This window comes from Megasphaera sp. DJF_B143 (assembly GCF_900320625.1).
GTDB classification, from domain to species: domain Bacteria; phylum Bacillota; class Negativicutes; order Veillonellales; family Megasphaeraceae; genus Megasphaera; species Megasphaera hexanoica.
In genome coordinates this window covers 1-3,163 of sequence record NZ_ONTA01000073.1, presented here as the reverse complement: position 1 = coordinate 3,163, position 3,163 = coordinate 1, and the positions used below count along the sequence as shown (strand labels likewise).

Below are 3,163 nucleotides of genomic sequence, written 5' to 3'. Positions count from 1 at the left end.
TGGAGTACAGTGAACACGATCTGGACCGCGATCCCAGCTCCCGGGGCATTGCCTATTTCGGTCTCACCGACGAAAAAGGCCAGACCACATGGGGAGCCGGCATCGACACCGATACGATGACCGCATCTGTCCGGGCCTTCGTTTCAGCTATCAACCGCATGCCGGGCATGGCAGAACGGATTACCTTCCGCAATCTGAGCAGCAGTTATGACCAGATTCACGATTTCCGCCGTTCAGCTAGTCATCATTAATAACTATAAGATATGTTGTAAAACTGGAGGATATATATTATGGGAATGACAATGTCACAGAAAATTTTGGCCGCCCACGCCGGCGTCGCATTCGTCAAGGCGGGGGACCTCATCAACTGCCGCCTCGATATGGTACTGGCCAACGATATTACAGCACCGCCGGCCATCGCCGCTTTTGAAAAAATCGGCAAGCCTGTATTCGATAAAGACCGGATTTCTCTGATTCCGGACCATTTCACGCCGAATAAAGATATCAAATCGGCAGGCCTGGCAAAGATTGTCCGCGATTTTGCCAGAAAGCACCACATCACCCACTATTATGAAGTAGGCCGCGTCGGCATCGAACACGTTCTCCTGCCGGAGCAGGGAATCGTCGCGCCGGGCATGCTCACCATAGGTGCCGATTCCCACACCTGCACCTACGGGGCGCTGGGAGGATTCTCGACAGGAGTCGGCTCTACCGACCTGGGAGCGGCCATGGCGACGGGCGAAGCGTGGTTCAAAGTCCCCGATGCCATTAAGGTCGAGCTTACCGGGGAAAAGGCGGAAGACATTACGGGAAAGGATGTCATGCTGACCCTGATAGGCATGATCGGTGTCGATGGCGCCTTATACCAGTCACTAGAATTTACCGGTACCGGCGTGGCGTCCCTGTCCATGACAGACCGCTTCACCATCGCCAATATGGCTATCGAAGCCGGTGCCAAGAACGGGATTTTCCCCGTCGATAACCAGACGGCAGCCTATGAAAAGGGCAGGATTTCCCATCCTTATACGGTGTACGAAGCCGATCCTGATGCCTCGTACAGCCGGGTCGTCTCTATCGATTTGTCCCAGATCCGGCCCGTCGTCGCCTTTCCGCATCTGCCGGGCAATACCAAAGCCGTCGGGACCTTCGGTGATATCGAAATCGACCAGGTCGTCATCGGTTCCTGCACCAATGGACGGTTGGAAGATCTGCGCATTGCCGCAGACATTTTGAAAGGCCATAAGGTCCATCCCCGTGTACGCTGCATCATCATTCCGGGAAGCCAGCAGGTCTATCAGGATGCCATGCATGCCGGTTATATTGATACGTTCATCGAAGCCGGTGCCGCTGTATCGACACCGACCTGCGGCCCCTGCCTGGGAGGCTATATGGGAATCCTGGCAGCCGGTGAACGGTGCGTTTCGATGACGAACCGCAATTTCCGCGGCCGCATGGGCCACGTAGACAGTGAAGTATATCTGGCAGGGCCCCAGGTGGCGGCAGCCAGTGCCATTCTCGGCAAAATCGCAGAACCTAAGGAGGTCCGGTAATCATGATATTAGAAGGAAACGTATGGCGCTACGGCGACAATATTGATACAGATGTCATCATCCCTGCACGGTATCTCAACAGTTTTGACCCAAAAGAACTGGCGTCTCATTGTATGGTCGATATCGACGAATCCTTTGCACCCAACGTACAGGATGGCGATATCATGGTCGGCGGCCGTAATTTCGGCTGCGGATCGTCCCGGGAACACGCGCCGGTTGCTATCAAGGCATCGGGCGTCCCCGTCGTCATCGCTGCCAGTTTTGCCCGTATCTTTTATCGCAATGCCATCAACGTGGGCCTGCCCGTACTGGAAATCGGCGACGCTGTCGGACATATCCATGGAGGAGACCGCCTGCGAGTCGATATAGCCAGTGGCACCATTATCAATGAAACGACTGGCGATACCTTCCAGGCTCCGCCTCTGCCGGGATTCATCCAGGACATTGCCAAAGCAGGCGGATTAATCGAATACGTAAAGGGGAAATAACCATGTCAAACCATATTGTAGTCATTCCCGGAGACGGAATCGGCGAAGAAATTACGGCTGCCGCCGTACGGGTTCTCCAAAAAATAGATGAAAAATTCCACATCGGCATGACCTATGAAAAGCAGGAAGCCGGCGGAACTGCCTACGACCACACGGGCACGCCGCTGCCGGATAAGACCATCGACGCTGCCCGCCATGCCGACGCCATCCTGTTTGGCGCTGTCGGCGGGGACAAATGGGATCATGTCGAACCGTCCCTGCGGCCGGAACGGGCACTCCTGGGACTGCGCAAGGCCCTGGGATTGTATGCCAATCTGCGGCCGGTTACGGTGCCCGATGTCCTGGCAGAGTATTCTCCTCTTAAACCCGATATCGTAACCGGGACGGACATCCTCATCGTGCGGGAACTCATCGGCGGCATTTACTTTGGTGATAAATGTGAATCGGAAATCCACAACGGGGCAGAACGGGCCTGGGATCTGGAAAACTACAGCGTCCCCGAAGTCAGGCGCATAACCCGCTTTGCCATGGAAGCGGCGCAGAAACGGCGTCACAAGGTGACGTCTGTCGATAAGGCCAATGTCCTGGCGACATCCCGCCTCTGGCGGCGGACGGTCATTGATACGGCTTCCCGTTATCCCGATGTGACCCTCAATCACTATTATGTCGATAACTGTGCCATGCAGCTGGCTATCAATCCCCGGCAGTTCGACGTCATCGTCACGGGAAATCTCTTCGGCGATATCCTCAGCGATGAAGCGGCCGTTCTCGGCGGATCCATCGGCATGATGCCGTCGGCCAGCATCGGGGAAGAGACCAGCTTCTACGAACCCATCCATGGGTCGGCGCCGGATATTGCCGGAAAAGGGATTGCCAATCCATCGGCGGCGATTCTGTCGGCGGCTATGATGCTGCGCTATTCCTTTGGTGAAGAAGAAGCGGCCCGTGCCATCGAAGAGGCGGTCAACCAGACACTGGCCGATGGCTGGCGGACGCCCGATCTCTATAAAGACGGATTCAAAAAAGCCGATACGGAAACGATGACACAGGAAATCCTGTCCCACATCTGATGAAAACGCATCTCCCTGCGTTTTTCATATATCCCTTGGTATAACAGCAAAAAGA

4 protein-coding genes are annotated in these 3,163 nt (G+C 55.3%); all 4 read left to right on the top strand.

Annotated elements, in window-relative coordinates:
• A partial coding sequence (locus DBO31_RS02130) for an alpha-isopropylmalate synthase regulatory domain-containing protein (protein ID WP_304466339.1) occupies positions 1-251 on the top strand: 251 nt, incomplete at its 5' end.
• 39 nt (positions 252-290) lie between these two features.
• The gene (gene leuC, locus DBO31_RS02125) at positions 291-1,550 is read left to right on the top strand and encodes a 3-isopropylmalate dehydratase large subunit (RefSeq protein WP_150824328.1); all 1,260 of its coding nucleotides are present in this window, start codon (positions 291-293) and stop codon (positions 1,548-1,550) included.
• Positions 1,551-1,552: 2 nt separating this feature from the next.
• Positions 1,553-2,038 (top strand): 3-isopropylmalate dehydratase small subunit, encoded by a 486-nt coding sequence (locus DBO31_RS02120; RefSeq protein ID WP_150824327.1) that lies wholly within the window; start codon positions 1,553-1,555, stop codon positions 2,036-2,038.
• 2 nt (positions 2,039-2,040) lie between these two features.
• A complete protein-coding gene (gene leuB / locus DBO31_RS02115) occupies positions 2,041-3,108 on the top strand; it encodes a 3-isopropylmalate dehydrogenase (RefSeq protein ID WP_150824326.1) in 1,068 nt (355 codons plus the stop codon).
• Positions 3,109-3,163: the final 55 nt, after the last annotated feature.

Excerpts from the sequence above, each read along its gene's own strand:
- leuC (WP_150824328.1), top strand. The coding sequence starts at position 291 with ATGGGAATGACAATGTCACAGAAAATTTTGGCCGCCCACGCCGGCGTC.
- DBO31_RS02120 (WP_150824327.1), top strand. The coding sequence starts at position 1,553 with ATGATATTAGAAGGAAACGTATGGCGCTACGGCGACAATATTGATACA.
- leuB (WP_150824326.1), top strand. The coding sequence starts at position 2,041 with ATGTCAAACCATATTGTAGTCATTCCCGGAGACGGAATCGGCGAAGAA.